Annotated in this window: 21 protein-coding genes, 1 rRNA gene and 3 pseudogenes; 15 read left to right on the top strand and 10 right to left on the bottom strand. The window is 41.0% G+C overall.

All coding sequences use genetic code 11. The annotated features are described in order from the left end of the window. Positions 1-30: 30 nt before the first annotated feature. Both IQ274_RS17480 and bchB read left to right on the top strand, forming a co-directional pair. Entirely contained in the window at positions 31-600 is a 570-nt protein-coding gene (locus IQ274_RS17480) for a peptidylprolyl isomerase (protein WP_163930458.1), read from the top strand. A 455-nt stretch (positions 601-1,055) separates the two neighbouring features. Next, on the top strand, positions 1,056-2,582 hold the full coding sequence (gene bchB, locus IQ274_RS17475) for a ferredoxin:protochlorophyllide reductase (ATP-dependent) subunit B (RefSeq protein ID WP_194142984.1): 1,527 nt from the start codon (positions 1,056-1,058) through the stop codon (positions 2,580-2,582). A 187-nt stretch (positions 2,583-2,769) separates the two neighbouring features. On the opposite strand, the gene IQ274_RS17470 is transcribed toward bchB, so the two are convergent. After that, complete coding sequence (locus IQ274_RS17470; RefSeq protein WP_194142983.1) at positions 2,770-3,270, bottom strand: hypothetical protein; 501 nt, start codon at positions 3,268-3,270, stop codon at positions 2,770-2,772. A 194-nt stretch (positions 3,271-3,464) separates the two neighbouring features. On the opposite strand from IQ274_RS17470, the gene IQ274_RS37390 reads away from it, so the two are divergent. Both IQ274_RS37390 and IQ274_RS17465 read left to right on the top strand, forming a co-directional pair. Beyond that, the gene (locus tag IQ274_RS37390) at positions 3,465-3,590 is read left to right on the top strand and encodes a hypothetical protein (RefSeq protein WP_265578551.1); all 126 of its coding nucleotides are present in this window, start codon (positions 3,465-3,467) and stop codon (positions 3,588-3,590) included. 204 nt (positions 3,591-3,794) lie between these two features. Beyond that, entirely contained in the window at positions 3,795-6,950 is a 3,156-nt protein-coding gene (locus IQ274_RS17465; protein ID WP_194142982.1) for a plasmid replication protein, CyRepA1 family, read from the top strand. Positions 6,951-6,996: 46 nt separating this feature from the next. Here the strand turns inward: IQ274_RS17465 and IQ274_RS17460 are convergent, their stop codons facing one another. Further along, complete coding sequence (locus IQ274_RS17460) at positions 6,997-7,281, bottom strand: DUF2470 domain-containing protein (RefSeq protein WP_194142981.1); 285 nt, start codon at positions 7,279-7,281, stop codon at positions 6,997-6,999. 251 nt (positions 7,282-7,532) lie between these two features. On the opposite strand from IQ274_RS17460, the gene IQ274_RS17455 reads away from it, so the two are divergent. Then, a complete protein-coding gene (locus IQ274_RS17455) occupies positions 7,533-8,288 on the top strand; it encodes a metallophosphoesterase family protein (RefSeq protein WP_194142980.1) in 756 nt (251 codons plus the stop codon). 121 nt (positions 8,289-8,409) lie between these two features. Here IQ274_RS17455 and IQ274_RS17450 read toward each other — a convergent pair whose 3' ends face one another. Then, positions 8,410-9,273, bottom strand: a complete 864-nt coding sequence (locus IQ274_RS17450; protein ID WP_194142979.1) for a M48 family metallopeptidase — start codon at positions 9,271-9,273, stop codon at positions 8,410-8,412. Between the two features lie 394 nt (positions 9,274-9,667). On the opposite strand from IQ274_RS17450, the gene IQ274_RS17445 reads away from it, so the two are divergent. Beyond that, positions 9,668-10,201: a DUF4330 domain-containing protein gene (locus tag IQ274_RS17445; RefSeq protein ID WP_114084633.1), complete on the top strand. Its 534-nt coding sequence runs from the start codon at positions 9,668-9,670 to the stop codon at positions 10,199-10,201. A gap of 95 nt (positions 10,202-10,296) precedes the next feature. On the opposite strand, the gene IQ274_RS17440 is transcribed toward IQ274_RS17445, so the two are convergent. Further along, on the bottom strand, positions 10,297-11,289 hold the full coding sequence (locus tag IQ274_RS17440; protein WP_194142978.1) for a metal ABC transporter solute-binding protein, Zn/Mn family: 993 nt from the start codon (positions 11,287-11,289) through the stop codon (positions 10,297-10,299). Positions 11,290-11,925: 636 nt separating this feature from the next. Between IQ274_RS17440 and IQ274_RS17435 the strand changes: the two genes are divergently transcribed. The 6 genes from IQ274_RS17435 to IQ274_RS17410 all read left to right on the top strand — a co-directional run bounded on the left by IQ274_RS17435 (position 11,926) and on the right by IQ274_RS17410 (position 16,702). Further along, entirely contained in the window at positions 11,926-12,261 is a 336-nt protein-coding gene (locus IQ274_RS17435) for a hypothetical protein (protein ID WP_194142977.1), read from the top strand. Between the two features lie 237 nt (positions 12,262-12,498). Continuing rightward, positions 12,499-12,849, top strand: coding sequence for a YtxH domain-containing protein (locus IQ274_RS17430; protein WP_114084629.1), 351 nt, complete (start codon positions 12,499-12,501; stop codon positions 12,847-12,849). Between the two features lie 11 nt (positions 12,850-12,860). Next, on the top strand, positions 12,861-13,400 hold the full coding sequence (locus IQ274_RS17425; protein WP_163935554.1) for a DUF948 domain-containing protein: 540 nt from the start codon (positions 12,861-12,863) through the stop codon (positions 13,398-13,400). Between the two features lie 246 nt (positions 13,401-13,646). Next, positions 13,647-14,456: a TPM domain-containing protein gene (locus IQ274_RS17420; RefSeq protein ID WP_041565603.1), complete on the top strand. Its 810-nt coding sequence runs from the start codon at positions 13,647-13,649 to the stop codon at positions 14,454-14,456. 97 nt (positions 14,457-14,553) lie between these two features. Then, positions 14,554-15,183: a precorrin-8X methylmutase gene (locus IQ274_RS17415; protein WP_114084626.1), complete on the top strand. Its 630-nt coding sequence runs from the start codon at positions 14,554-14,556 to the stop codon at positions 15,181-15,183. Between the two features lie 100 nt (positions 15,184-15,283). Further along, positions 15,284-16,702, top strand: a complete 1,419-nt coding sequence (locus tag IQ274_RS17410; protein ID WP_194142976.1) for a right-handed parallel beta-helix repeat-containing protein — start codon at positions 15,284-15,286, stop codon at positions 16,700-16,702. A 176-nt stretch (positions 16,703-16,878) separates the two neighbouring features. Here IQ274_RS17410 and IQ274_RS17405 read toward each other — a convergent pair whose 3' ends face one another. The 4 genes and pseudogenes from IQ274_RS17405 to IQ274_RS17390 form a co-directional block, all read right to left on the bottom strand. Continuing rightward, positions 16,879-17,565 (bottom strand): phosphate ABC transporter permease, encoded by a 687-nt coding sequence (locus tag IQ274_RS17405; protein ID WP_179073515.1) that lies wholly within the window; start codon positions 17,563-17,565, stop codon positions 16,879-16,881. Positions 17,566-17,604: 39 nt separating this feature from the next. After that, positions 17,605-18,441, bottom strand: coding sequence for a 4-hydroxy-tetrahydrodipicolinate reductase (gene dapB / locus IQ274_RS17400; RefSeq protein ID WP_012411217.1), 837 nt, complete (start codon positions 18,439-18,441; stop codon positions 17,605-17,607). Positions 18,442-19,068: 627 nt separating this feature from the next. Further along, positions 19,069-20,403: a hypothetical protein gene (locus IQ274_RS17395; RefSeq protein WP_194142975.1), complete on the bottom strand. Its 1,335-nt coding sequence runs from the start codon at positions 20,401-20,403 to the stop codon at positions 19,069-19,071. 289 nt (positions 20,404-20,692) lie between these two features. Further along, positions 20,693-20,818: pseudogene (locus IQ274_RS17390) on the bottom strand (reverse transcriptase N-terminal domain-containing protein); the annotation flags it as partial. Positions 20,819-21,177: 359 nt separating this feature from the next. Here IQ274_RS17390 and IQ274_RS17385 point away from each other — a divergent pair. The 3 genes and pseudogenes from IQ274_RS17385 to IQ274_RS17375 form a co-directional block, all read left to right on the top strand. Beyond that, entirely contained in the window at positions 21,178-21,438 is a 261-nt protein-coding gene (locus tag IQ274_RS17385; RefSeq protein ID WP_194142974.1) for a hypothetical protein, read from the top strand. Between the two features lie 322 nt (positions 21,439-21,760). Then, complete coding sequence (locus IQ274_RS17380; protein WP_163935568.1) at positions 21,761-22,552, top strand: peptidylprolyl isomerase; 792 nt, start codon at positions 21,761-21,763, stop codon at positions 22,550-22,552. Between the two features lie 254 nt (positions 22,553-22,806). Continuing rightward, positions 22,807-23,010 (top strand): annotated as a pseudogene (locus IQ274_RS17375) (transposase-like zinc-binding domain-containing protein); the annotation flags it as partial. A gap of 72 nt (positions 23,011-23,082) precedes the next feature. Here IQ274_RS17375 and IQ274_RS17370 read toward each other — a convergent pair. Together IQ274_RS17370 and rrf are read right to left on the bottom strand one after the other, a co-directional pair. Further along, positions 23,083-23,883 (bottom strand): annotated as a pseudogene (locus IQ274_RS17370) (IS5 family transposase). A 463-nt stretch (positions 23,884-24,346) separates the two neighbouring features. Continuing rightward, a 5S ribosomal RNA gene (gene rrf / locus IQ274_RS17365) occupies positions 24,347-24,464 on the bottom strand. Positions 24,465-24,470 lie beyond the last annotated feature (6 nt).

The raw sequence follows: 24,470 nt of genomic DNA, 5'->3' as shown, positions 1-24,470 counted from the left end.
TACTGGCACTTGTTAAAAGTAGGATATCTAATGAACTTTCCAGAAATTAATATTCCCGGTAATGGCAAGCTGCACGCTCGTTTAATTACTTCCTTGGGTGAAATTGTAGTTCGTTTGGAAGAAGAGCGAACCCCCAACACCGTCAAAAATTTTGTCGGTCTAGCAACCGGAACAATCGACTGGAAAGACCCTAAAACTGGTGAATCTGGCAAAGGAACTCCAGCTTACGATGGGGTTCGCTTTCACCGGGTCATCCCTGATTTTATGATTCAGTGTGGCGATCCTCTGAGTCGTTATCTTGATACAGCCAGCCGATGGGGTACTGGTGGCCCAGGATATCAATTTGAAGATGAGTTTCATCCTGAATTGAAACATACTGGTGCGGGTATCCTGTCGATGGCTAATGCTGGACGCGGTACAAATGGTTCGCAATGGTTCATTACAGAAGCACCAACGCCTCACCTTGACAATAAACACAGTGTTTTTGGTGAAGTTGTCCAAGGTCTAGATGTAGTCAGCAAGATTGCTAATGTGCCTACGACTAGAGATCGTCCGAATCAAGAAGTGGTGTTACAAAAAGTAGAAATTTTTCGGCAGTAATTAACACCTCTCTAGTAAGAATTCAGGAGTCAGGAGGAGGCAGTGCGGTCTGAAGGGGTTTCCCCATGAGCAACTGCCGTTCAAAATTCAGAATAGTTGGAAAATCAATGGCTGTATACCTACTTGATTCTGAATTCTGACTTCTGTATTCTGCATTCTTTTCCAATAATGATGATTAGCGCCCCACCCCAAATTGAAAACAAACTTTCCGAAAAATTAAGATTTATTTAAATAAAACAACAGCCATGTTGTTAAAATCAGCAGCTACATCCCAATCAGTAAGCAGGTTTGAGGTATGCCTAAGCCTGTGAACTCCAGATAAACCCTTACAACTCTTCACTTCATTAGGGATACAAGTTTTGAGACAATCAGAAACGATTTAATAATAATCAAGCACTTATAGTCCATTCTTATCGGACTCCGTGTTATTTCTGTTGAAAAGGGAGAACACAAACATGAAATTGGCTTACTGGATGTATGCAGGCCCAGCCCACATCGGCACTCTGCGAATCGCTAGTTCTTTTAAAAATGTCCATGCGATCATGCACGCCCCCATTGGCGATGACTACTTTAACGTCATGCGCTCAATGCTATCGCGGGAGAGGGATTTCACTCCAGTGACAACCAGTGTTGTTGACCGCAACGTTTTGGCGCGTGGTTCCCAAGAGAAGGTGGTAGATAACATCGTCCGCAAAGATGCCGAGGAACACCCCGATCTGATTGTGTTAACTCCCACTTGCACCTCCAGCATTTTGCAAGAAGACCTGCACAACTTTGTGGAACGGGCGCAACTGGAAGCGAAAGGAGACGTAATGCTAGCGGATGTGAACCACTACCGCTATAACGAACTGCAAGCCGCCGATCGCACTCTGGATCAAATCGTCCAATACTACATTGAAAAAGCGCGGAAGCGGGGCGAATTACCAGAGGGTAAAACTGCAAAGCCCTCGGTTAACATTATCGGTACTACGACCCTTGGTTTCCACAACAATCACGACTGCACCGAACTCAAACGGCTGATGGCTGATTTGGGAATTGAGGTAAATACCTTAATTCCCGAAGGTGCTTCGGTGAATGACTTGAAAAAGATGTCCCAAGCCTGGTTTAACCTGGTGCCTTACCGCGAACTCGGTTTGACCACAGCACGTTACCTGGAACAACAATTTGGCACACCTTATATAGACATTACTCCAATGGGCGTAGTGGAAACTGCCCGTTGTATTCGCAAGATTCAGCAGGTAATTAACGCTCAAGGTGCAGAAGTTGACTATGAAAACTTCATCAATGAGCAAACTCTCCATGTTTCTCAAGCTGCTTGGTTCTCCCGTTCAATTGACTGTCAAAACTTGACTGGCAAAAAAGCTGTAGTTTTTGGCGACAATACCCACGCCGCCGCTATTACCAAGATTCTGGCGCGAGAAATGGGAATCCATGTTGTTTGGGCTGGAACCTACTGCAAATATGATGCGGATTGGTTCCGCGAACAGGTGAGCGAGTATTGCGATGAAGTGCTAATCTCCGAAGATCATGGTGAAATTGGGGATGCGATCGCTCGTGTCGAACCCTCTGCCATTTTCGGCACCCAAATGGAACGCCATGTTGGTAAGCGTTTGGATATCCCCTGCGGCGTAATTGCTGCACCAATCCACGTCCAAAATTTCCCCATTGGTTACAAACCATTTATGGGTTACGAAGGTACTAATCAGATTACAGATTTAATCTACAATTCCTTCACTTTGGGAATGGAAGATCACCTATTAGAAATCTTCGGTGGTCACGATACCAAAGAAGTAATTACTAGGGGAATTTCTGCTGATTCTGATTTGAATTGGACAAAAGATGGTCAAGCAGAATTGAATAAGATTCCTGGATTTGTTCGCGGTAAAGTGAAGCGAAATACTGAGAAATTTGCCCGCGATCGCGGTTTCAAAGAAATCAATGCTGAGGTGTTGTACGCCGCAAAGGAAGCTGTCGGGGCTTAATTTAGCAGGTTAGCTATTTTTAATTTTGAGATTAACTTTAATCGTTTCGCTGATGTTTCAGCGAAACGATTTTTTAGTAGTATTACTCAGGAAAACTGTAGTCAGATCAGTTCAAAATAGTTTTTTGCCAGCTTTGAATTAGGTATGGCTTTACACATAATTTGAGCTACTTTTGTTATATTGTTCCCTATTTAATTTCTCTGTGTGCATTTCTGTTTATAGAATAGCTGCTTCCCCTAAAGCTCAATTTATAGGTTACTGGTGGTGTAATTATTCCAGCCGATTGGGTATTAGGATCAGCGCAAACAAAATAAGTACATCCCCGAAAAATCAATTTAGGGGTTACTAATGGTATCGTTTCTGCATTTGATTTGGCATCAAGGTCAGGACGATAGGAAGCCCCACGGTAGATTAAGTTATAATCTGGTTCAGACTTGGTAACTGGCTCTTGTGGATATTGAATTTCGCTGCTGACTACCTTGCTTGTATAGTATTCGGAGCTTGTACTGATAAGAATAAGAATTAATAGTAGAAGTAAAATCTGCCAGGGAGCTAATATTAAACCCAAAATTAGGCTAATAGCTGCAAATACAGCTACTAAATGCGAGATTTCATTATTACTTTTTTTTAATAAAAAATAGCCAGTAATGAAACAAGCACCCGGTAAAATTGAAAAACACAAAGCCATATTTCCTACATTCGTAACTAAAAGCAAAGGGTTTATAAAGTAGATTGAACTTTTCTTAAAAGTTGTTGTCTATTTTACCTCCAATCAGCTTTTTAAGTTACCGTGCTACTTGAGTAAAAGTTAGAACTTACGCAAAACTAAAAGCGGTAAAGGTAATTCATTAATTGCCCCTACCTGATTTGATTCATTGAAATATGTCACATCCTAAACATGAGGCGCGATCGCAGGTGGATACTCAGTACAAAGTTTTTGCTGAAGTACATGAAGATGTTACCCTAAAGCGATCGCATTCCTTAACGCAGAGATTTACTGATAAATAAAAATTAAAATAGAACAAATATTACAATACAAAATTATTACTTTGGGGATCTAATAGGCAGAATAACCTACTAGAGGCTTAACCGATGTGTCTCCCGTGACGAAGTAAAAAAAGCATCATCAAAGCCTAGCAATCTCGCTTATAGAAAAAAAACAGATGCGTGCTAATGTTTTAATCTCATCGTCTTCTCTTCGGGTCTTTCCCTATGCATCTGCACTATTTACACCCCCAACACCTTGAGGAATTAGTCAAGAGTAGTGGTATAGACTTACACTTAGTGCAACTCAATTTTAGGTCGCTCCAAGGCGTAACTGCTTATGAGTACCTGTTGATTTCTGAGCTACTCCCCCGCACCAATACTGGAATGGTGAAAGCTGGCTGGTTGCAGCGTTATGCTCATATTACTGAAGGGGGTTGGTGGTGTTCCGGGCTAGACCCTTTGAATAGTTGGCAAAAGATGGAATGGGGATGCTTTAAACCAAACCAACCCCGACAGAATCACAATGCTAAGTCCATCAAATACGAGCATCCCCCTAGCACACCAACGCGGGTATTTTGTTTGCGGGTAACGCTGCAAGTGTGGCAGCAAGTTGCTGGACGTTACAATCTGGTCATGCCTGAAAATATCACCATTACTGCTGATGGTGAAGCTAGAGGCTTTTGGCAATGGGTGATGCAACATAACATTCCCCTGATTCTCTGCGAGGGTGTGAAAAAAGCAGCAACGCTGTTGACACAAGGATATGCAGCTATTGCTATTCCCGGAATTACCAGTGGTTATCGGGTTGTTAAAGATGAATTTGGCAAAGTTACCCGTCGTCAGCTAATTCCTGACTTAGCAGCGTTTGCAATTACAAAGCGTAGCTTTTATATTTGTTTTGATTTTGAAACTCAACCTAAAACAATTGCTGCTGTAAATAATGCTATTTCTCAACTTGGTTGTTTATTCCAGCAAGAAAATTGCCCTGTTAAAGTTATCGAACTTCCAGGAATGGAAAAAGGGGTTGATGAGTTTATCGTTGCGAAAGGTGCAACTAGTTTCGAGAAAATTTATCGTCAAAGTGTTGATTTAGAAATTTATCTTGCTCAAACAAAACCCCATACTGAGTTAACTATTCCTGCTGCTCTTACCTTGAATCGACCTTTTATAGGTGAAATCCCCTTTCCAACTTCTGGATTAGTAGGAGTCAAGTCTGCAAAAGGAACAGGTAAAACTACAGCACTGCAAGCCGTTGTTCAGCAAGCAAAAATTAGAAATCAACCCGTTTTATTAATTACTCACAGAATTTTACTAGGACGATTTTTGTGCGAAAAAATCGGTATTCAATGGGGAACGCATAAAGAAGATGGGGATAAAAGGATTAATAAAACACTTACTCCCGCTCCTCCCATCCTCCGTTCACTCTCTCCACAGCAATCCCTTGGACTGTGCGTTGATTCCATTTGGAAACTTAATCCTGAAAATTGGCACGGGGCAATAATAATTTTAGATGAAGTAGAGCAATCTTTGTGGCATCTACTAAACAGTAATACTTGTAAACATAAACGTGTAAAAATATTAAGATTATTCCAGCAACTAATTTCCACAGTTTTAACAACTGGGGGTTTAGTAATTGCCCAAGATGCTGATTTATCAGATGTATCACTTGAATATCTACAGGGATTAGCAGGAATAAAATTAACGCCTTGGGTAGTTCTCAACCAATGGAAGCCTCAACAAGGTTGGGATGTAACTTTTTACGATTCGCCGAACCCAACCCCGCTAATTCACCAATTAGAATTAGATTTACTTGCCGGACGTAAATGTTATGTTACTACCGATAGTCGCGCTGGGCGTTACAGTTGTGAAACAATCGAACGTTACCTGAAAGAACGCTTACAAAAATTACGACGGCAATTTCCCAAAACTTTGGTAGTTAGTAGCCATACTACAAATACACCTGGCCACGCAGCCGTTGATTTTATTGCAGCAATCAATCAAAAAATCTCTGAATATGATGGCGTTTTTGTTACCCCAAGTCTTGGTACAGGAATTAGTATTGATGTCCAACATTTCGACCGAGTTTATGGAATTTTTCAAGGGGTAATTCCTGACTCGGAAGCAAGACAAGCATTAGCGAGAGTGCGAGATGATGTGCCGCGTGTTGTTTGGTGTGCGAAACGAGGTATTGGTTTAATTGGTAGTGGTAGTACAAATTATCGCTTGCTATCTGACTGGTATCAAGAAAATCAAAAAGAAAACTTAGCTTTGCTTAGTCCATTACATAAAATAGATGTCGATTTACCTTTAGTTCATGACCCGATTCATTTGCGAACTTGGGCTAAGTTATCTGCACGGGTAAATGCTTCTATCCGCCTCTATCGTCAATCGATGCAAGATGGTTTGATTGCTGATGGGCATCAAATTCAGATGCGGAGCAATGCTGTTCATAATAATATTATTCGAGATTTACGGCTGGCATTTTTGGCAACTGATGCCGATGATTTAGCTACCCGCAGAAGATTAGTTTTAGAAATTGTCAAAGTTCAAAAAGATTGGGCGCAAAGCCGTCAAAAAGCTAAAGATATTAAACGCAAAATTAAAGATATTAAGCAGCAAAATCAACTATCGCTAGCAAAGGCTGTAGCTAATGCTAAAGATATCGATTATGTAGAATATGATCAGCTATTAGTAAAACATTCTCTAACTGATGGAGAACGTAACCAAATTAATAAATATGTTCTCAGACAAAGGTATGGTGTAGAAGTTACTCCTTGGCTAAAATTGCAGGATGACCAAGGATATTATCGTCAATTGTTAATTCATTATTATCTCACTCATGAAAGCGAGTATTTTCATGTCAGAGATCAGCAAGAATGGCATCAGCAATTGTCTTGGGGTGAAGGGAAAGTTTTTCTACCAGATTTAAAAACTTACACACTCAAAGTTGAGGCGATGAGAGCGTTGGGAATGCTTCAGTTTCTCGAAGCAGAAAGAGAGTTTACCGAGAGTAATCCAGATTTAATAATGCTTAAAAATATTGTTTTTCAGCATAGTAAGCATATTAAAAGGGCGCTTGGTATTAACTTAGTCGGAGAAAAAGAGCAGGTTTCGGCAATAAAAATACTCAGTCGACTCTTAAATTTGTTGGGCTTGAAACTAAAGCGGGTAAATGAGGTTTATAAAATCGACCTAGAAACGCTTGACGATGGTAGAGAAAGCATATTTGCTGTTTGGCACCAACGCGATGAGTTGATGCTGGCTCATGTTAAGAGTGTTGGCTATGATTTGCCTGATTATTCTTCAGACTGGAAGTTTGAAATTATTCAAACCCAGCCTCATACCGCAGTAGTCAAGGAAGAGGTCGGTATCTCTGGGTGATAGCTAATATAAAACGCAATGGCGGTCTTTAGTTACTTCCAAATTTCTACTTTGCGTTTACCCGCGCCTGCTTTACCATTGCAATGAGAGTTTGATGAGCATCTTCTGCATCTACTAAAACACGATCAAACTGAATGCGAACTGGTACAGCTTCACCATTGACTTGCGCTGTCAAATCCATACCTTGTGCATCAATTGACAACATTTTTGCTGCAATCGCATCTGTTACACCACCAAAAGCTTTAGCATAAAGAACTATGGCATCAGCATGATCGTCATTCATGTGCTGGCAGATGCGCGAACTAATCTCAGCAGAAAAATCTTTAGACATTGTTGAGGTAAAAAGTTAGAAATACAGCAACAGCTTAGATTTTAAGCTAACGCGAGTGGCATTTGCTAATTTTCTTTACTAGCAGTAAAGACTATCCATACTACTCTATGTTCATCATTAATAATATTTATTTCTGGAATAATAATTAAATTAAAATAAAACTTAGTTCAGTATTTTTACCTTTCATTACGGAAACCAGACAGCTTAAACTGTAGCAGAAGTATTAGCAAAACTATTGAAGCTAAGAGACAATGAGCGAAACTAGCCCCAGACGAATAGTAATTGGGGATGTACATGGACACTATGAAGGTTTAATGACTTTGTTGGAGGCGATCGCTCCCACGTCAGACGATCAAATCTATTTTTTGGGAGACTTAATCGATCGCGGGCCTCATAGCTCACAAGTAGTTAATTTTGTCAAACGACATAACTACCCATGTTTGCTGGGAAATCATGAGCAGATGTTATTAAACATTTTGACTAATGAAAGAACTTCCTCCCCGACGATGCAAGCGTGGTTGTATAGTGGAGGGCAAGCTACCGTAGCCAGTTACCACGAGGCTTCAATCCCCGATGACCATCTGGATTGGTTCAAGAGTTTGCCTACATATCTCGACTTGGGGGATATTTGGTTAACTCATGCTGGGGTTGACCCTTCCAAGTCGGTGACAGAACAAACTGCCGATCAACTGTGCTGGATACGAGAGGAATTTCACAGCATCGAAAAACCCTACTTTCCAGATAAGCTTATTATCATCGGTCACACGATTACTTTTACTCTGCCTGGTGTTTCTCCTGGGAAACTGGCACAAGGACAGGGATGGCTAGACATAGATACTGGCGCTTATCATCCCCGGAGTGGCTGGTTGACTGGACTGGATGTAACGAATAACCTGGTTTATCAAGTTAACATTTTTAAAAACTATCTCCGTACCCTCCCTTTAGAAGAAGTTGTAATTACCGTTAATCCAGCCAAAATCAAAGTTGATCGTCGCAATAAGAATTGAATAATATTCGTCGAGATGAGGTGGAGGGAAAGATGTGGAAGATTAGGGAGACAAGGGAAGTAAGCAATTCCCCATTCCCCATTCCCCATTCCCCATTCCCCATTCCCCATTCCCCATTCCCTTAAGACTTTACTAAAGGTCGAATATTAGCTTTATAACTAGCATTATCCAACCCATAATTTCCATTACTAGGTTGGGTGTTAATTGCACGTCTGAGGGCATCAATGCGATCGCTAGTTCCGGGGTGTGTACTCAAAAATGTCGGAGTAGAACCACCCTTTTTCAGTAGCTTTTGCATAAAAGAAACCATCCCAGACTGGGCATACCCAGCGCGTGTCAAGGTTCGTAGCCCTCTTTGATCGGCATCAAATTCATCTTGACGACTACGAGGACGATTCAAGGCAAGTTCTACACCAATATTCACTGCTGTATTGCGATCTAAACCAGTTGCTGTTGCTAAACCACTAGCGACCGCTTTTTGCCGCATCTGTTTAACCAAGTGCTTCCCGCCAATATGACCAATTTCATGGGCGATGACACTTGCAAGTTCCGCTTCATTGTCTGCGGTTTTCAGTAAACCTGTGTGGACATATACATAGCCTCCTAAAGTTGCAAAGGCATTAATCGCATCATCTTCAACGACTTGGAAAATGAAGGGAAGGTTGGGGCGATCGCTATTAGCTGCTAAACGCCGACCAATTTGTTCTACATAGCGATTAACTTCAGCATTCCGGTAAAGTTTGACTTGACCCCCCAGTATTTGCTGATTAATCTGCTTGCCAATATCAGTTTCCTGGCGATCAGATATATTAGAAAGCTGAAGTACCTGGACTCCCTGCAATATAAGAGGCAAGAAGTCTAAAGTTCTTCCAGGCAAGGGTGTACTCAGACACAAACTCAGGGCGACTACCACCGAAATTAGGGGATAAAACCAGCTACGCCGCCACACACGGTAACTTGCAACAAAACCTTTCCAATTGAACATAATACGCTTTAAAGATTATTTCGGGAGAACATAAAATAATCGGACAAATTATGAGACGGATTTAGAGGATTCTAAGTTGCATTCTTAACTCAATAGCAAATGAGTTGTGATACAGCTAATGCTTACGCAAATTTACCGAATTGTGGTGGACTAGAGATTCCCTCTAGAGATAGGCTTAAACACTAGATATTACTTTCTGGGTGCGTCAGTCTGAACGGGTAAAAGTTTCAGGGTTAGCTCCCACCCCTGCTAACTTACGAAACTCGTGATAAACTGTCGCATAACTACAACGCCCAGCCGCTTTGAGTTATTACCAAATAGGAAAAATTGCCGTTTTCATCGAAAGCCTTCTTGCTACAATCAATTACTTCGCTATTACCTCGGAAAAATTTTTATGGCTATTTTAGATTCAAAAGGTCGCTTGTTCGGCAAAATCAACCTCTTAGATTTAGGTGCTGCACTGGTAATTCTGCTAGTGATATTTGGCATCTTTGTCTTTCCTGGAACTTCTGGTTCTGTTGCCCAAGTTGGTGCGAAAACAATACCTATAGAAGTAGACTTAGTTGTTCGTGGCTTGAATGTCCGTGACCCTGAGCAATTATTTAACCAAGGTTTAAAAAAAGGTGGAAAGACTAATGTGATTATCCGCAATCAACCTTATGGACAGATTGAAATTAAATCCATTCAACAGCTACCTAGAACAGTCAATGTTTTCCAACCAGATGGTAGTGTAAAAGAATTACCAGATCCAAAAACCAACAATTTTAGTACAGATTTGCTTTTGACTCTAGACGGTAAAGCCCAGGTTACTGACAATGGCCCCGTTCTAGGTAACAGTAAAGTTAAAATTGGAATGCCGTTTGAGTTGGAAGGCTTTAACTACAACTTCAATGCAACTGTGATTGATATTAGATTAAAAGACAAATAGCATTAGCATTTTCGTCTTTAAAAAAGGACTGATAAACCGAATTTTCATTAATCTAAAACATTTCGGTTTATCAGATTTATTAATGGAATTTATAACTAATTAGCAGTTTTCGATTGAAACATTAAATACGTTCCTCCTAACCCTTCTATAATTGTGCGTGTATTGGCAATCATCATTTTCTGATAAGTGTCCGCCTCGCTTCCCGGTTCACCAAGTCCCTCAACATATAACTTTCTATCAGAAATTTTCACTTCAGCAACTCTTGCTACAGATTGAAGTGAATTCTCGTTAATTGCCGTTTCAGGGAAAATCGTTGAGACTTTAGCCCGTTTAATATTTGTAACTAAATTTCTAACTTGTGTAGGTGTCAAGTTTTGGCCACTATTAATACCTTGTAATCCGCCTGCTAATGGAATACCGTATGCTTTGGCGTAATAACTCAGTGCATTAGAGGTTGTAACTAACTTACGTTCTTTGGCAGGAATACTCGTAATTCTTGACTTAATCCAGCTATCTAGCTGAGTGAGTTCATTGGTAATTTTTTTGGCGTTGCTGTTATAATTTGCTGCATCACTAGATTCTAATTTTCTCAGATTACTATTAATTACCTCCACCATTCTGATAGCATTCTTAGTATTATGCCAAAGATGAGGATTAATTAAATTCTTGCCGTTTTTCTGAAATTTTTGTGGCTTAGATACCGCAAGTTGACCGACGGCTATTTTAGGCGCAGTATTTTTAGTTGCTTTAATTAATTTGATCAGATTTGGTTCTAAATTATAGCCACTATAGAGAATGAGATTAGCTTGCTCAATGGCTCTACGATCTTCTGGCTTTGGTTTATAAACGCGAGGATTGGCACTAGGATCAATTAAGCAAGTGAGGTTAACTGTATTCCCGACAACTTGCTTGGTTAAATCACATAGTACACTTGTTGTTGCTACAACTTGAGGAAGGTTCTCATTTACCGGGGTGGTAGTTTGAGTGAATGCAGTTCTTGCAGCTTGATTTCCACACCCAACAAATCCAATTGTCAAAGCAACTAAAATGGCTCGGAAGGAATTAGTTGATAGTAATTTTTTTGACATCCTTACCTTCTACTGGATATAGAGAAAAAGTAATCATTATTAGCAACGAATTAGTGAAATACCAGGGATAAGCCTTCAACAAGAAGGTTAAGGGAAGAGGGGAAAGCCATCGGCTAGGAAAATTGTATAAGGGAAGAGGTAATTAATAGACTCTTTCCTTTCCCACTTTCCTTGTCCCCACCGCACATCCAGCAATTTGAAGCACTGGCGAGGGTTTGCAAGCAAAATGTTAGTGAACTTCACGCGACAGACTGGAAAACTGGTAGAGGTAATAGCACAATAATAAAGGCGATGCTGAGGAGGCTCCAATAAGGAGTGTAGTTCTCTCACAGGATGTTGAAGGGGCTATGCCATTGTGCTTAGATGCCGCAAAGGTCGCAAATTGACTAGGATTATCAGGTTAAGGAGTGAAACGTAGTAAAACTGGGGCTTTTTAAGCATACGGGTTGATTTCGCAAACCGAGTCATGAATCTAAGGCAATTGTAGCTGTGGTTTTGCCAGGTGTGGGCATATAGTTGTTACAAAATTGGTGAATTGGCGATTTTCTGGTTCATCCCCAAAAAAATCTAAAATCTAAAATTCGTAGTCAAGTATATAGAACAATTCCGCAAAGCTGATATTGGTGAAGATAAACAATGGTAATTTTAGTTATCCTCGTTAATACCCTCATTTCGTTGATACTAGTCTATGTGGCTTGGCGAGTGTGGCAACTCAAGCAGCGGCTAGCATACATAGCAGATACGTTAACTGTTTATGAAAGTTGTACTCATACAGTATTAAATAAAGCACCAGAAAATATTTATCTCAGTCAGGAGAATATTTATAACTTACGGCAGAAAAATCAAGCACTAAAAATGCAAATCCAACAAGTGCGACAAATTATCAGTCTACTTTTACAAGGACAGCAAATTTGGCAGCGTTATTTTCGCAGGCTAGAGTTAATATCCGGGAAAAGAACTGTTGCCAAATGAGTTATGTCAAGTTCACATGAACATTTATAATTAGGGCTGACACAAAGGTACAAAGATACAGAGGGAAAGTAACCCAGGGAGTTTTGAATCATAAGTAATTAATGGTTTTAATGTTTAATGAACAAAAGCAACATTTTTGGCTGATATTTTGTCAGGATAGATTAACTGAATAAAATCGGTGAGCCTTACAAGGAGAGAAAACACACCTAAAATAGGTGTAAGGAGAGAAACAACAATATGTCTAATAACCGTTCTGGAGTATTTATTGGCGGTTTGATGCTGGGAGCTACCATCGGTGCTTTAACGGGTTTGCTCGTGGCTCCACGTACAGGGCGCGAAACGCGTAAAATCTTGAAGAAATCTGCCAATGCTATCCCAGAATTGGCAGAAGATTTATCAACGAGTGTGCAAATCCAAGCAGATCGTCTCTCTGCCAGCGCACTACGAAACTGGGATGAGACTTTAGATCGATTACGGGAAGCGATCGCAGCAGGTGTAGATGCCACTCAAAAGGAAAGCCAAATCTTACAGAGGCAAACATCACCTGAAGACTCAGATTATCTTCCTCAGCCATTAGAACGCTCATAAATGACATTACCGTGATTGATCCCCTGTTTTGGTTGGGACTCTCCTTACTTCTAGTCGCCACAAGCTTAACTGCGGTTTTAGTGGCGGCCATACCCGCTTTGCAAGAGTTAGCACGCGCTGCTCGCAGTGCAGAAAAGCTATTTGATACACTCTCACGAGAGTTACCGCCCACTCTAGAAGCTATTCGCGTGACTGGTTTGGAAATAACTGACTTAACTGATGATGTTAGTGAAGGTGTCAAAAATGCCAGTCAAGTAGCCAAACAAGTCGATCAAACCCTCGATAGTGCAAGAATTCAGGCTAAAAATCTGCAAGTAGGTACACGCAGCATTTTTGTTGGCGCGAAAGCTGCTTGGAGAAACTTCACACGCCCAAAACCGACGAGGCGAAATAGCGATCGCTTGCCAAGCAATGAACAACCACCACTAACGTTGCGAGAACGAGAAGTGCTAAGGCAAGAAAATCGCCGCATAAAAACAGAAGTATACCGCGCTAACGAAGGTTACGATGACGCTGTTAACTGGGAAACCAATTTTGATGACGAAGATTGAATTGGTAATAAGGAATGGGAACTAGGGACTAAGAAAAGAAACCGGGGAGCAGAGGACAAGGGGGAGAATAATAAATTATCTCTTTCCCCCCTGCCCCTCTGCCTCTAGTGCCCTATTCCCAAAAACGCTTTGCTTTGATCCCTTAGATTAGAGTAAAGTAAACAAGTGTAAAGAACTATCATTTTTCCCGTACTCTTTTAAAACAACTTGTTCACCTCTACCGTTGATATTTGTATAAAAACGTCCATGCAATCTTGTTTTTGGCGACGAATTCTGCTATCTATCGCAGTCTTTTTTCTGGCTGGGTCAATTTGGGTCATGAATTCTCCCCCAGCATTGGCTTATGACAATCCTGAGTTACTCCCTGACACCTTTACCCCAGTTGTAGACTTAGCTAAATCTCTGCCTGTGCTGCAAGAAGAAAAGCTTGTCAAAGATTTAGAACAGTTTGAAGCCGATACAGGCTGGAAACTGCGAGTATTGACCCAGTATGACCGCACCCCAGGCCGGGCAGTTATAAAATATTGGGGTTTGGATGACAAAAGCATTTTACTAGTTGCCGATTCTCGTGGCGGTAACATCCTCAGTTTTAGCGTCGGCGATGCTGTTTATGAACTTTTACCCAGAACATTCTGGATAGAACTGCAAACTCGCTTCGGTAATTTGTACTTTGTGCGCGAACAAGGCGAAGACCAAGCCATTCTGCAAGCTTTAGAATCTGTTAAAGGCTGTTTACTCAAAGGTGGTTGCAATGTTGTTCCTGGACTACCACGAGAGCAATGGATTCTCACCTTGATTACCTCAGTTATTGGTGGGATAATTTGTGGATTTGCAGCTCAACCCCGCGAGAAAGGACAAGTTTTTGCTTGGCAATGGGCTTTAATTTTCTCACCTTTATGGGGGATCTTATTTATTGCCTTTGGTATTGGGCCAGTGGTGACACGTACAAGTGACTGGCTACCTCTAGTTCGCAATATCTCTGGCTTTATTATCGGTGTCTTGGTTGCCTACTTATCTCCTGTTTTCAGCCGACCTTCTTCTAGTAATGAGTTATAAGTGCTGAGTTAGGAGTTATGAGTTTTTAATTAACTCCTAACTCCTAAATCCCTGAAGCTGATAAGCTGAAAGCTAATATTTAAGAAGCTCAAGAAAAATGGAATGGCACGTAACTGATGCTCAAAGTTTAGCAATTATTGATAATGAAATTGAAAATCATGTCTTTTCACCCGCAGAATATGAGATTGTGCGGCGGGTAATATACTCTACAGCTGACTTTGAGTATAAGTCTTTGATTCGTTTCTCTGAGCGTGCCTTACAAGCAGGAGCAGCAGCACTAGCCGCGCGTACCACGATTGTAGTAGATGTCCCGATGGTACAAGTAGGTATTGCATCTGAGATTCAAAACACCTTTGCTAATCCGGTGTATTGCAGTATGGAAGCTCTGACACGCCCTCAAAAAGAAAAAACTCGGGCAGCATGGGGAATCGAAACCTTAGCAAAGCGTTATCCAGAGGGCATTTTTGTGATTGGTCAAGCACAAACAGCACTAACAGCACTAGTTGATTTAATTGAGGCTGAGGAAATTAGACCTGCTTTGATAATTGCGACTCCAGTAGGATTTGTCAATGTTGATGAAGCGAAAGCGCGTTTACAAGACTCCTTAGTGCCCCATATTACAATTGAGAGTCGCAAAGGTAATGCAGTTGTAGCAGCTGCGATCGTTGATGGATTGGTAGACTTGGCTTGGCAAGCTTATGGACAAGATGGAAATCGAGGGAGCTAGGAAAGTCGACTCTATTATATTTTCTATTCAAAAGAGCATTCAAAATCACTGAATATCCTGATATTTTTGTTAAGTAGTCCCTAACAAGGAGCCGTTTCTTGTGGTAATTACAGGTTTCAACTTAAGTGCATACTTTGCAATTCCCTTAGTATTGAGTCTTTTGGCTAAAGGAGAAAATATAAAAGTATCTTTAGTTGAAAACGTCCATCAAGTATCTACTAACAAGGAAATTATCTTATCCAGTCGCCAGCTAATCAGCACTAAGACGACACCGAAAACATACTACGTTAGTGGTACTGGAAATGACACAAATAGCGGACTCTCTAATTCATCCCCCTTTAGGACAATTCAAAAAGCAGCAAATCTGACCAACCCTGGGGACACCGTACTGATTATGAACGGAGTTTACAGGAATGCAAGCCCAAATGGACAGGTAGTATCTATTACTCGCTCTGGAAAAGCAAACGCATGGATTAAGTTTAAAGCATATCCTGGGCATCGTCCGAAAATTAAGCACAATGGATGGAATGGAATTTTGATTCACAATGGAGCGTCATATATTGAGATAAATGGGCTTGAAGTCATAGGGAACAATGACAATGTAACCCTAGATTATGCAATGAGTCAGAAAACTAACAAACTAAACCCTCTGACGAATGGAAACTGCATCAACGTGGATGGACGAAAAAATGGTCATACTCACCATATACGTATTGTCAACAACAAGGTACACAAGTGTGGAGGAGCAGGCATTTCAGTCATTGAATCAGACTACGTGACAATAAATAATAACGTGGTGTTCGATAATGCCTGGTACAGCGTTTATGGTTGCAGTGGTATTTCCATGTTGAGCAATTGGAATTTTGACAACAATCGGGGATACAAGATGTTTGTAACCAACAACAAGACCTATAACAATCGTATGTTCATCCCTTGGATTGCAGTCGGAAAGATCACAGATGGTAATGGCATTATTATCGATACATCAAGAAATAATCAAAATAACTCAAAGTTGAGTGTATATAAAGGACGCACTTTAGTTAAAAACAATCTTACATTTAATAATGGTGGTTCAGGTATTCATACATTTTTAAGCGATCATGTTGATATTGTAAATAATACTGCTGTTTTAAATAATCAAAGTCCCGAAATTAAAGATGGGCAAATATTTGCTAATGTATCATCTGATGTCAGGATTTTAAGGAACATTCTTTATGCTTATCCTGGCAAAGCTGTTAATAGTAGTAATAAAAATAAAAACGTTATTTACGATTACAATATATACCTTAATCGTTCTAAGGTAAGTCTTAAGGGAACTCACGATATTGTTGCAGATTCACAGTTTTTAAAAAAATATCCCACTCTAGAAAAAATATCTGGCAATTGGAAATGGCGACTAGATAAACAAAATCCGCCTATGCAAACTTATGCAGAGCCTGATTTGCTAGGAGGTTTTGCTTGTGGATCTGTTACCTATCGTTTAAAAGGGAAAATCATCAAAGTAGGATGCTCTCGTTAGCAAACTGATTAAATCATCCCACCTCCTTCAGTAAATTTTCGATTGAAAGATTTAAAATTCAAAAAGCTTTAAAGCCCCCGAATTTAAACGCGAGAATAAATTTCAAAATTATTTATTCAAGCTTTCGCATCAACGGTATGGGGTCAATCTAAAACCAAAATTGTTTGACTTCTTTTTCAATCCTCGTCTCTACGACGGCGACGGCGTGGTTTTTGTTGTTGGTCTTCACGCAAGCGACGACCGACTTCGTTAAAGAAATCCCGCCGCAGATAAGGATAATCACTAATCCACAGGTCACGACTGGGAATGTATATATCGCTGAATTGTTCAATACTGCTTAAATCTGCACGATTTGACAGCACTACCATTTCGGCAATTTGACCGCGAGTAATAACTTTGTGAGCAGGACGTAATGGTGCTACAAACTCAATGGTAAATCCTGTTTCATCACCCACCTCTAAGTTAATTTGTTTTTCTCGGTTTTCCACAATTACCAGTTGGCCTTTGCTGTTGACTGTTTCTTGTTTCCCCATCAACTGGTCTGTGATCCACCAATCTAGGACTCGACCACGGAAAAAGCCGCCATACTTATAACGGCGGCATTGCAAATTCCGCATACTTGCTTGAAACACTGGATACCACAGCCAAAAAAAAGCGCTAACTACCCCCAGCACAAATACTATTGAAGCAAACTCAAGTTTAAAAATGACTGTTACAAGCAATAGAACAACTATGGCAACTACAGAAATTAACAGCCGTTGCAAAAAATTTGAAAACTTCCCCCAATAGTACTTGTACTGCAAACCAGTGGCAATTAGGGGGATAACTTGTTCAAATTTCTGGCGAGTCAGTGGTACTAACATGAGTGCTGAGTGATGAATGCTGAATAGTGTATTTAAAGTCTAAAGTATCTTTTCTAATCCATATACTAACGACTTTAGCGCTAAGACTTTGCGAATCGCTAGTAGTACTCCTGGCATATAGCAAGCGCGATCGCTCGTATCATGTCGTAAAGTATAAATCTGTCCTGCTGCGCCAAAAATAACTTCTTGATGAGCAATCAGTCCTGGCAAGCGCACGCTATGAATTCTAATCCCTTCATCTGCTATGCTACCCCTCGCTCCTGGTAATTTCTCTGTCTCTTCTACAAGAGCAGGGTTAAAAGTTTTACCCAATTCTCCTAGTAACTGCGCCGTTTGAATGGCAGTACCACTGGGAGCATCAGCTTTTTGGTTGTGATGCAGTTCGATAATTTCCACATGGTCAAAATATTTGGAGGCTGCGATCGCGGCTTGTTGCAACAGCACCATCCCAATAGAGAAGTTAGGAATAATTAGACAACCAGTGCTAGCTTTGTCGGCAAAATCTGCCAAGTCTTGAATTTGTTCTGGACTTAACCCAGTAGTGCCGACTACTGGACGAATACCGTAGGCGATCGCACTACGAATATTGTCATAAACTGAATCAGGATGAGTAAAGTCTACAATTACCCCTGGAGGAGACTGTCTGTCGCCAGCCACATACCCTAACATAGGTTCCAATTGATTGGTAATTGGCACTTCAAGGGGTTCGCTTAAACCCGCTAATTCTCCAGCGTCTTTATCTTGATGTTCCAAACTGTGGTCAATTGCACCCACTAGGTTTAAGTCAGGCGCTTGCGCCACTGCCTTAATCACCTCACGGCCCATTTTACCAGCAGCACCGTTGACAATAACCGGGATAGGAGCTTGATTTGTCATAGGTCGAGAAATACTTTTTGAGCTAACAAAGGAATTGTAAAGACTTTGGTGATCTAGTAGCTAGCTTCTCAAATCTCTGGTCTAATTCCGACTACCTTGATTGATGCAGCTAATCCCTCAGTTTTCTAACTCTAAAGCAGATCGGTTCTCATTTTCATCCCACTATCTTAGCCAGTAACCCGTTTTGTTTTGCCTATTTCGTTTACCGCATCTCTAAAAAAAATCCTATACACTGACTGATAAGTAGTTCTCATAATATCCATTAGATTTTTTTGTCAAGTTTAGTTGACTATTTGTAATATTTAGGTTAAATTTATTTACATAACTTAACTAAAACTAAACTTAACTACCTAACTGGCATTAGCTAATAAAAACAGATTTCGGTATTGCGATATCTCATCGACATTTGGACTTCTCCCATCTACCTCGGCTATCAAGTCGGGGTTTTTTGTGTACCGTTCGCCTAATAGAGAATTAAATTGATGAAATAAGGGATATGTAAAGAAACACGCTTTCCCAAATGTCATCAAAAAATTTTTACAAGAAGCTACAAAAATTCTGCGCTAACACAGAGTCGAAGGGTTATTTGGTTTCGAGCATGAGTACCATTACGCGAACGGTGAATTACTAACCTCGTTGAAAACCCTTTGCTGGCTTTGCTTGCCCTTTACCCTTTGATTTAGATTTATTAACTTCTCCTAAAGCTTCCTGAAATAAATTATGCAAATGTATGGGTACACTGGCAATATCTGGTAGCTCTGGCTCAATCGGTTTGTGGAATTCTTGCAAAAGCACATCCAAGTCGCTTTCAAGGTGAAACTCTGGACGTTGCAGAACTATTTGCAACACATTTTCTAATTGAGTTGGATATTGTTGCGCTAGTCGATGCCAAATAAAGGCATTAATACTTTTATCTTCGAGATAGTAGCGAATTAGTTTTTCCGCCCCTTGAACACTTTGCCAGTCTTCTGCTGATAAGATTGCTTGTACCTTACTATATGTTGGTAAAAACATTTGTCCCCAACGGGGATGAGAAAGAGCCGTTACCTGTTCTGCTTTCTTGAGTTCGGCAGGTAAATCAACCTTTGGCATAACCATTTTGCTATTGCCGCCTTTGCTGTTCAACATCTGAGAGACTACATTAGAATCAGCGCCAAACTCTTGTGCTGCTGCTTTGATTTCCTCGTCTCCAATGCCAGCTGCTTCTGCCACTTCCGCCAAGGATTTGGAAGTATCAATTCCTGCTGCTGCGAAGGTTTTTTCAGTAATTATTTCTTGAAATTCCGCGATTTTCTTATTAAGATGGTATCCAGATAGGGTGATTTCATCAGTACCAAAAAAGTCTACAAACTGCTGATGATATTGTTCTACTGACTGCCAAGCTTCTTCTAGCAAGTCTGGAGCATCGCTGTAAAGATTACTTTTATACTTTTCTTTGAAGTTGCCAATTGCTACAGCCAGTTTGGGTTTACCTAATTTACCCATTATTGTATAGGGCCCAGACAACATCCAGTAGCTATCGGTAACAGGAGAAATGCGAGTTAGTAAAATTTCTCCTATTTTCAACCGAGATATTGCCTGTAATGTTTGGGTATTGTTAGGCTTGACGAGGTAGCATTTATCTGTTATCCAGTTCGTCAATTCAAAGCCATCAGGTAGGATGTTACTAATGGCAAATAAACCAATAAAACTATGATGCCAGCTTTTGATCAGATTGCGATCGCTCTCTTCTAAATCTGGATGGCTTTCGATAAACAACTCTAATGGAGACTTATCACCGACTTTCCCTGCTGTTAGAAAGCTATCAATGATTAAGTCCTGCTGTGTACTATCCCCACTTCCACGGCGCAACTGTGCTGCTGCATAAGTTTCCAGTGCTTGTGCCAGTTCGCCTTCAGCATCAAGGACAAAATCAACTAAGGCTTGTTTTAATTCGTGCGATCGTTCTAATATGACATCCACAAGTTAATCTCTCTGTGCAACAGATGTAGATTATAGCGTTTGAGAGAATTACAGCATCTAGCAATAGCTAGATTTATGGTTTCCTGCACTTAGCAGATTTTACCCATCTTCTGGCTGGGAGCGAAAGAGGAATAACCCTGTTAGAGTCGATGGGCGGTATTATCCGCCGCACCTCTCTGTTCAATCTGGGCGTGCAGGTTTTCCCCGCACCCAGCTTTCGATGTTCTTAACTAGAGTCATTGCCCATGTGTATGTAATCGTGGCAGCTTTGATGAATAGCTAAAAGGTTTTTGACTTTGTCTCCGTCTCGAATGGCTTTGTACACTCGTTTTTGTAGGCGGAATAAATTACGGCGAAATTTCTTCCACGGTAAACTCTTCCAAGATTCACTAGCATTATCGCTGTGTCTAATAATGCTCTAACTCCAAGCAAGTATATTCTGAACACCTCTGACCAATTACTGTCAGTCCTACCCGAATTGAGAGAATTCCGCTTCTCGTCTAGCCTACGCAGGGATTCGACCTCCCCTACACCCTCAATTCGTTTTTATTCGTTCCCTCGGTCAGATTGCTATGTTCCTTTAGGTGGGACCAATTCAACCTCTGGATTCCCTGGACTCATGCCACTACCCAAAACAATGCGTGGCGGGAATAATGTTTTGTCTCCAGTGAAGTCGGGGTTTTAGTGTTGCGCTCTGCTTGAGTGTAGGTTGCTTTTCTAGGTTCTATTTCACCGTAGGAACTCCCTGTTAGCGTCAGTGTCATCCCGCAACGGATGTCTGATTACACCCTGTTCCCAGCTTCACCCTCCAGAAACCGAGTCTGGTCAGTGTGGGCAGATAAGGAGTCACAACTGAGTCTATTGGGCGGGGCTTTCACCCGCATCAGACCGAAAGTTCAACCAACTTTATTGCTAGTGTTGGTTGGTGTGATTATTTACGGACTGGCTACGGTGATTTGTCACACAACGAATCGCACTTTTTGTCACTCTCGGATAAATGAACGAGTTTTCGACGTTACAGTCAATGAAGTATAGCGTTTTCTAAGCTACTGAGGTACACCCAAATATTTTTTCCCAAGCTTTAGTAGCTTAATAACGTATCTCACCATTGTCGAGAACTGCTATCAGGTTTTAACCCACTTTCATGAAAGAGGGATTATCCCTTTTAATCTTGTCTTCACTATGACCGGTTTTACGTAAAATTTTTATACAAACATATATGATCTGTATATTTTAAAGTGTGTAATTATTGAGAAAGTGAGGTAAGTGTACCTAACTCGGTAAAATTAAGACAAAAGCTCCCAGTGAATGGGCTACGGTTTAGCTTCTTTAACAATATTGAGATTCCCGAAAGCTAATGACTGAAGCGATCCAAATCGGTAATCGTACAATCACAGCGAGTGAGCTGGTTTCCTTGCTAGGAAATTACCAAATGCTGCCACAGTTGCAGAGAGAATTGATCCTCGATGAGGCCATAGAGCAAAATTCACGCTCCGAGAAGATAGCAATAGAGTGTACACCTGAGGAAATAGCCCAAGCCAAACAGCAGTTTTACGTTGAAAAACAGTTCAAAAATGAAGAAGACATCCAGGCTTGGATGGCACATCAAGGGCTGACTACCGAACAGCTAGAAGTTATTACAACTCGTAAGCTTAAAATTGAAAAATTCAAGCAAGCCACTTGGGGTAATAAATTGGAATCCTACTTTTTTCAGTCCAAAGCAAAACTAGATAAAGTAATTTATTCCCTACTGCGAACCCAGGATGTGGGAATTGCCCAAGAACTTTACTTCCGGATTCAGGCAAAAGAAAATTCTTTTGCTGACTTGGCGCGTGAATATTCGCTTGGGCCAGAAGCCCAAACTGGCGGCTTAGTAGGTCCGATTGAACTGAATGCACTACATCCGGTAATGGTGCAAATGCTATCTAGCAGTCAACCAGGCCAGATATTGCCCCCTACCCGCATCGCCGAGTGGTTCGTGATTTTGCGACTGGAAAAATTTATCCCCGCACAACTAGATGAATTTATGAAAGTCCGACTACTGAATGAACTCTTTGAAACTTGGTTACAAGAACAGCAAAAGCGAATCATGTCTGCACCACAAGGGCAGAAGGGCACAGGAGGACAGGGAGAGGGCGATAAACCTTAATGAATCAGAGTATGGGATTGATTCTCAACCTCCCATACTTGGCTTGCATAATTCTGACAACGAAACAGAGCTACTACGAGGCACTGTCTGTTGACTACTTGCGTTAAAAGTGCGAGGAGATAAGGGCTAGTTAATATGATTGCCGCTTGTTGTAATGGGAAGTTATTCGCTCCGTTTACTTGCGTTTACTATTGATGGAGGTTGGTAAGTTAAATGGGCGTTGCAGAATAGAAATATGAATTAGAGCGATCACTATGCAATGTCCTAAGTGTGCATCAACTCATATACGTAAAAACGGTAGACAACGTGGTAAGCAAAATTACATTTGCGTTCGATGTAAGCGTCAATTTATCGAATCTTATGAACCAAAAGGATATTCTGAAGATATTAAGCGTGAATGCCTAGAAATGTACGTTAATGGTTCTGGTTTTCGCGCAATTGAAAGGGTCAAAAAAGTACAGACGCTCGCGGACTCGCTAACGCTTCGCTTAAAAAAGATAATCCAACGGTAAGAGACTGTTTCTAAAAGATTATGAAGATGCTGATTCTGACTGCGCTAGTCGTCGTAGCATCAAGCGAATCATTACCGTATAGATCATTGCTTCACTAACTTCGGGAAGTAGTTCATAATCTTTACTTAAGCGGCGATAGTGATTCCACCACCCGAAAGTTCGTTCTACAATCCAACGCTTCGGTAACACCACAAATCCTGGTTCGGTGCGACGCACTACTTCTACTTTAGCCTCACACAATTGCTGAATCACTCGTGCAAGGTTCTCCCCGCTGTAGCCTTGATCTACCCTTCAGGAGTACAATGTCCTCTGTGGCATCTGCCGCTTCCATCACTACAGCTGTAGCTCCCAAACGTTCAGGAAAATTGGCTTCGGTTACGACGACTGCCAATAATAGTCCCAATGTATCCACAAAGATATGACGTTTGCGTCCTTTTACTTGCTTGCCTCCGTCATAGCCATAAACCTCCCCCTTTTTTCCGTCGTTTTTACCGACTGACTATCGTTCATGCCTGCTGTGAGGTTATCTGCTTTCTCGACGCTGTTGCGAACTTGTTGCCTAAGATGGGTATTGATAGTATGCCAGACCTCAAGGCGTTGCCAATGACGAAAATACTTGTAGACTGTTTGCCAGGGTGGAAAGTCGTGGGGTAAAGAACGCCACCTACATCCCTCAGACAACACATAGAAAATCCCATTAAGCAACTCCCGCATATCCACCTTACGGGGCCGACCAATTGGACTCGTTGCTGGTAGGAGCGGTGCAATCTTCTCCCACTCTGAATCAGTCAGGTCACTGGGATAAGGTTTTCGAGACATCATTGGCGCTTAGACTTAAACTCCTCGTCTATTTTGGGATTGATTTACTCCTCCAAATTGTTAGCTTTACTTTTCTTTAGAAACAGCCTCTAACATCTCACCAAATATCAGCTACATGTCACTTTCATTTATTACTCTAATTTATGATTTCAGTCTTTAACATCTTCGTTTATTTATCTCAAACTCATTTTTCTGCCGTCAGTTCTTATTGCCCCTTATTTACACTCTTATTTTGATGCCATTTTTTATGATTCATGGTTACTGAAATCTCTTTTTTGACTAATGATATCTATTTTGATTCTCACTTAACTTTTTTCTCTCCGTAATTTCCCTTTGTGACAGTTAGGGGTGCGGAAGGTACGTTTTACTTGCCTTTGCGGTTGCTATGACTTCGTGAAACAAAAAAAGCCTGCTCAATTAATCTTGAGAAGGCTTTTCTTGTGTTGTTGTGGTTGAATAATATCCCTGGCACCGAGCTATTTTTGCGTAGGGCGACCCCTAAACTATCGTTGCCGCAACAGCGTTTCACCTCTGAGTTCGGGAAGGGATCAGTGTGGTTCCACCGCGCAATAGACACCAGGAAAGAC

This window comes from Nostoc sp. LEGE 12447, assembly GCF_015206985.1.
Classification (GTDB): domain Bacteria; phylum Cyanobacteriota; class Cyanobacteriia; order Cyanobacteriales; family Nostocaceae; genus Nostoc.
The sequence above is the reverse complement of the archived record's forward strand: the minus strand, read 5'-3'. Positions and strand labels throughout refer to the sequence as shown.

Excerpts from the sequence above, each read along its gene's own strand:
- IQ274_RS17420 (WP_041565603.1), top strand. The coding sequence starts at position 13,647 with ATGCAATCTTGTTTTTGGCGACGAATTCTGCTATCTATCGCAGTCTTT.
- IQ274_RS17430 (WP_114084629.1), top strand. The coding sequence starts at position 12,499 with ATGTCTAATAACCGTTCTGGAGTATTTATTGGCGGTTTGATGCTGGGA.
- IQ274_RS17440 (WP_194142978.1), bottom strand. The coding sequence starts at position 11,289 with ATGTCAAAAAAATTACTATCAACTAATTCCTTCCGAGCCATTTTAGTT.
- IQ274_RS17455 (WP_194142980.1), top strand. The coding sequence starts at position 7,533 with ATGAGCGAAACTAGCCCCAGACGAATAGTAATTGGGGATGTACATGGA.
- IQ274_RS17450 (WP_194142979.1), bottom strand. The coding sequence starts at position 9,273 with ATGTTCAATTGGAAAGGTTTTGTTGCAAGTTACCGTGTGTGGCGGCGT.
- IQ274_RS17415 (WP_114084626.1), top strand. The coding sequence starts at position 14,554 with ATGGAATGGCACGTAACTGATGCTCAAAGTTTAGCAATTATTGATAAT.
- IQ274_RS17470 (WP_194142983.1), bottom strand. The coding sequence starts at position 3,270 with ATGGCTTTGTGTTTTTCAATTTTACCGGGTGCTTGTTTCATTACTGGC.
- IQ274_RS17385 (WP_194142974.1), top strand. The coding sequence starts at position 21,178 with ATGTCTGATTACACCCTGTTCCCAGCTTCACCCTCCAGAAACCGAGTC.
- IQ274_RS17445 (WP_114084633.1), top strand. The coding sequence starts at position 9,668 with ATGGCTATTTTAGATTCAAAAGGTCGCTTGTTCGGCAAAATCAACCTC.
- IQ274_RS17405 (WP_179073515.1), bottom strand. The coding sequence starts at position 17,565 with ATGTTAGTACCACTGACTCGCCAGAAATTTGAACAAGTTATCCCCCTA.
- IQ274_RS17435 (WP_194142977.1), top strand. The coding sequence starts at position 11,926 with ATGGTAATTTTAGTTATCCTCGTTAATACCCTCATTTCGTTGATACTA.
- IQ274_RS17480 (WP_163930458.1), top strand. The coding sequence starts at position 31 with ATGAACTTTCCAGAAATTAATATTCCCGGTAATGGCAAGCTGCACGCT.
- IQ274_RS17380 (WP_163935568.1), top strand. The coding sequence starts at position 21,761 with ATGACTGAAGCGATCCAAATCGGTAATCGTACAATCACAGCGAGTGAG.
- dapB (WP_012411217.1), bottom strand. The coding sequence starts at position 18,441 with ATGACAAATCAAGCTCCTATCCCGGTTATTGTCAACGGTGCTGCTGGT.
- IQ274_RS17465 (WP_194142982.1), top strand. The coding sequence starts at position 3,795 with ATGCATCTGCACTATTTACACCCCCAACACCTTGAGGAATTAGTCAAG.
- IQ274_RS37390 (WP_265578551.1), top strand. The coding sequence starts at position 3,465 with ATGTCACATCCTAAACATGAGGCGCGATCGCAGGTGGATACTCAGTAC.
- IQ274_RS17460 (WP_194142981.1), bottom strand. The coding sequence starts at position 7,281 with ATGTCTAAAGATTTTTCTGCTGAGATTAGTTCGCGCATCTGCCAGCAC.
- bchB (WP_194142984.1), top strand. The coding sequence starts at position 1,056 with ATGAAATTGGCTTACTGGATGTATGCAGGCCCAGCCCACATCGGCACT.